Origin of the sequence: Chryseobacterium sp. SIMBA_028, from assembly GCF_046535285.1 — a bacterium.
Lineage (GTDB): Bacteria > Bacteroidota > Bacteroidia > Flavobacteriales > Weeksellaceae > Chryseobacterium.
In genome coordinates, this window is record NZ_JAWRWZ010000031.1 from 1 (window position 1) to 4,068 (window position 4,068).

Consider the following 4,068-nt stretch of genomic DNA (forward strand, 5'->3'; position numbering starts at 1 on the left):
AAATCAACTTTTATTATAACTTTAAACTAACAAACACTCCCTAAGAGAAAGTCCATTTTCTTTTGAAGACATACATTATTCGTAAATAAATAGTTGATTATAATGCAGATAAAGACTCTTGAGCTTTGTCCTCATCTTTATCACTACAATCGTTAGTTTGCCATTCCCCAGTTAAAGAACATCCAGTCAAGGTAATTCCTCCTGTAACCATTCTTAATTTGCTCATTGATAACTCTTTTTCGAAAAGTTTTTCTTTTAAAGACTCTAATTTTTTCATTTTCTAAAATTTAATTGATAATATTTATAAATCCGTATTTAAATTATTTTATGATGTTAATAGATTTGCTGAATTGATATAACTTCTTCAGTTTGATCATTATCTCCACAGTCATAACTTTCTGGATTCGCTGTCCATTGACATCCCGAAAGAGTACTTCCTGCTCCTGTAACCATTCTTAATTTGCTCATTGATAACTCTTTTTCGAAAAGTTTTTCTTTTAGTGATTCTAATTTTTTCATTTGATATATTTTTTTGTTAATAATATTATTGATTATTCATAGAGTCCAAATATTCTTGTAGTGGTTCTAGTCCTACAGATTTTCTTCTCTCATCTACACTTTCGTTATTTTGAATCGAGTAAGCCTCATACTTACCATTCTTATTTCTAAAAACCTGAGTCCCATATATTTGTGGTTTATTTAAGTTTTTATTTACCCGATCTCTCAGATATGCCTTATTTGTAACACTAGCCTTTCCTATTCTTGAAAACTTTTCTAATTGTTTTAAAGCTTGCCTTTGAAACTTAACGTCATTATCACAATGCTGAATAAGTAACCAGTAATCATTTGAAGTTTCTTCTGAAACAAGATCATAATTTGGATAACCATAATCTTTTAAAATATTGATACATATTTTACAGTTTTTTTCAAATATTCCCTTTTTGACATTCTCTAGGCTATCTATTGTTTTTTTGCCTTTATGCAGCTTGATTGCATCAATTAAGTCTTTCTGACTCTTTTGATCATTGTATGCCATATCAGCAATTAGATCACTCACTTTCTTTTTATTAAAGACAGTATTCCTGCTCTTACAACTAATCATAGCTATAAGTATAATGGTGTAGCACAAAAATTTTAACATTTGTTTTTCTTATCGAAAGATGAAATGTAAGATTTAATCCATCTTAGTTACTTTGAGTTTAAAATACTGTTTCGTACTTTACATTTTTTAGAATCTCTTTCTAAACAATTATTATCTTTAGATAGGCGAGAATAAATTTCTTTTTTTTCGTTTTCTATTTCAGATTTACTAAATCCGCCTGCCATAACAAACTTTGTTCCATCGTCTGTAATAATTGTTCCTTGTTTCATGCTTTTTACAGGATCTTTCAAGTAAGATTCATATTGCTTGATATATTTATCTTCATTAACCTTAATGTATTTTGAAAAATTAAATTTTACTGATTCATCAATTTTGGTAACGCCAATTAAACTAAATTCAAACTCTTTTTCGGTATCATATATTTTAGTAATTAATCCCGGAAGCTCTCCGAATTTATATGGTCCACTATTAAATGGAAGTTCGTTCGTAAAATATGCTTTCCAATTTCTGCCTCCAAAAGAGATGTCAGCAGATTTGCAATTATAATCTAGTACCTTTAAGTTTTCAGAACCTAACTTCCAAGTATTCTTAGCTTCCTGTTGATATGTGTAAAAATCTCCATCGATAGTAGAATAAATATTATACACATCGTTTCTTTTGGTTATGATTTCTTTGATAAAGGAGTTTTTAAAGCCATTAAGATTAACTGTTACACTCGAAACCTTCATCAATGAATTTATTTTTTTATTAATTGAATCATTCTTTACATAATTGCTGCTATAGAATGAAGATTCATTAGTTTTCGTGTCATAATCAAGAATATAAAAATCTACCTTTCTTATTTCTTTTTGAGAAGAATTGGGAGTAAATCTCAATTCGTAGTAAAACCTGAATTTTTGAGCATATATTATACTACCATACAACATTAATGATAAAAGTGTAATGTTTTTAAAAAAGTGTGTTGATTTAAAATTGTTTTCTTTTTTCATCCTATTTATTTACAAATGATAATACAAATATTTTTATGTTACAAAATAACAAATAATTATTCTGTACTTTATTTTGATGTGCGCACAAACAAAATAACAATTGTGTTTTTACCTGGAGCAAAGATGCAGGAAATTAGAATGACAATGCAAATGATTGACACCTGAATTCATGAATTTAAGCATATGAATTCATGAATTTACAATAGTTAAATTGTTTATTATTAGGTATTTATATGAGTTTAACTATTTTCTATTTTCTTTGATTCTACTACTCTTTCGATTTCTTTTAGATAGATAGAAAGTGGAGTTCCAGTTCGCTTTTTAAAAGCCATCGTAAATGCTTGTTCAGTATTATAGCCTAATTCTTCAGCAATAGAAGATATTTTATATGAACGAAATTTTTTGTCTTCGGCTAATCTATTGATTGCATAATCAATACGGATATCATTTAGATAAGCAGCGAAATTTTTCCCTTTATAGGTATTAATAATTTCAGAAAGATACTTGGAATTTGTTTTTACCCTTTTTGCAAGGCTTCCTAAAGTAATTCCTTTATTCAAAAACTGTTCTTTAGTCTCAAAATTTTCTAGCTCTGCAAGGATATTTTGAGCTATATCTTCAGAAACAGATTTAGTAGTTTTATCTTCTGTAATTATTTTTTCAGGGAAATTTACGGAGCTTGTTTCTTTTGTAGATCCAATTTCTTTTTTAATTTTATTTTCATTAACAGATTGTATCAAATCTTGAGCAGCTCTTCTATATTCCTTTTCAGCTTTTTTAGTTCTACGGTATAAAACTATAAATATCAATAGTATTAATGATAAAACGATAAGAGAAAAATAAAAGAATATTTTTTTATTCCGTAATTCAATAGTTATGTCCTCTTTTTCTTTAAGAAGTTTGGGTCTATCATATTGTCTAGGAAGTTCCCTAGAAATGTATTTAAATTGAGAATCTAAAATTTGGTCAACTTTTAAAAACTTTTCAATGAAATATAATTGTTTTTCTTTATCATTTTTTTCTTTATAATAGTTTACAAGATAGGGATATACTTCTCTAAGCTCAGGGAAGAAATGTTTACTTTGTTGAACATGTGAATCTAACTGTATAAAAGTTTGTATGGCTTTTTCTATTTCCCCTAATCCGGCATATGACTGTCCTAAAAATAAGAGTGTATAGCTTAGATTTTTAATATTATTTGTTGTAAAAAAGTATTTTTCGCATCGCATTAAATTTTCAATGGCAATATGATATTTTTTTATTTTTAAATTATAAAAGCCTGACTCAAGTAGGTACCCGTAATATTGATGTGTTTTCCCATTTTCAGAATTGAAAAGTAATCCTTCTTCTATAAGTATTCGAGCGGAATCTATTTTATTAGTTTCTATGTAAGTATCAGCTAGGTTTACACGAATATTATCATAATCACTTTTATCTAAATAGTCTGTATTATATAAATAATAGCGTAACGTACTTGTCGCTTCGCTGAATTTTCCAATATAATTATTAAGATATGCGATACTAATCTCTGCAAAAGCTATTTGTCTTTTATTGCCTTTTTTTTTAGCATGTTCAAGTGTCAAAATATAATTTTCTAGTGCAGCTTTTACATTGTAGAATTTAGAATATAGGTTACCACGGAGAAGATAAACCCTCGCAGGATAATAATCTTTGTCTGAGCCTTTTGTAATTATTTGTAAACTATCCAGATACTTTAAAGCATTAGGTAAATCTTCATTAAAATGCATCATTACATATCCTTCAGATGTTTGCTCTTGTTTTTTTTCAGATTTTGATTTTTGAAGATAATATTTTGAAATTATTTTTGCATTTTTTATTTCATTGCTATGATAATAGTTATAGAATTTTTGACTTAGGTCATTATAAGAATATGTTTTTAATTGTAAATCGTCAGCAAAAAGTGTACTGATTTAGGCTTTCACTTAAGGAGTGTTTCATAAGAGATTAATTTTTAAA

The 4,068-nt window shown here is 27.4% G+C and carries 5 protein-coding genes; all 5 read right to left on the bottom strand.

The features are described 5' to 3' along the window. Positions 1-97 precede the first annotated feature (97 nt). The 5 genes from SCA31_RS22320 to SCA31_RS22340 all read right to left on the bottom strand — a co-directional run bounded on the left by SCA31_RS22320 (position 98) and on the right by SCA31_RS22340 (position 3,842). Entirely contained in the window at positions 98-277 is a 180-nt protein-coding gene (locus tag SCA31_RS22320) for a hypothetical protein (protein WP_410699254.1), read from the bottom strand. Positions 278-333: 56 nt separating this feature from the next. Continuing rightward, positions 334-519, bottom strand: coding sequence for a hypothetical protein (locus SCA31_RS22325; protein ID WP_410699255.1), 186 nt, complete (start codon positions 517-519; stop codon positions 334-336). Positions 520-544: 25 nt separating this feature from the next. Further along, positions 545-1,057, bottom strand: a complete 513-nt coding sequence (locus SCA31_RS22330) for a DUF6624 domain-containing protein (RefSeq protein ID WP_410699256.1) — start codon at positions 1,055-1,057, stop codon at positions 545-547. Positions 1,058-1,188: 131 nt separating this feature from the next. Beyond that, a complete protein-coding gene (locus SCA31_RS22335; protein WP_410699257.1) occupies positions 1,189-2,091 on the bottom strand; it encodes a GLPGLI family protein in 903 nt (300 codons plus the stop codon). A gap of 239 nt (positions 2,092-2,330) precedes the next feature. Then, positions 2,331-3,842 (bottom strand): helix-turn-helix domain-containing protein, encoded by a 1,512-nt coding sequence (locus SCA31_RS22340; protein WP_410699258.1) that lies wholly within the window; start codon positions 3,840-3,842, stop codon positions 2,331-2,333. Between the last annotated feature and the right edge of the window lie 226 nt (positions 3,843-4,068).

Bases quoted from the DNA above. Each gene is read 5' to 3' on its own strand.
- SCA31_RS22320 (WP_410699254.1), bottom strand. From the start codon at position 277: ATGAAAAAATTAGAGTCTTTAAAAGAAAAACTTTTCGAAAAAGAGTTA.
- SCA31_RS22340 (WP_410699258.1), bottom strand. From the start codon at position 3,842: ATGATGCATTTTAATGAAGATTTACCTAATGCTTTAAAGTATCTGGAT.
- SCA31_RS22325 (WP_410699255.1), bottom strand. From the start codon at position 519: ATGAAAAAATTAGAATCACTAAAAGAAAAACTTTTCGAAAAAGAGTTA.
- SCA31_RS22335 (WP_410699257.1), bottom strand. From the start codon at position 2,091: ATGAAAAAAGAAAACAATTTTAAATCAACACACTTTTTTAAAAACATT.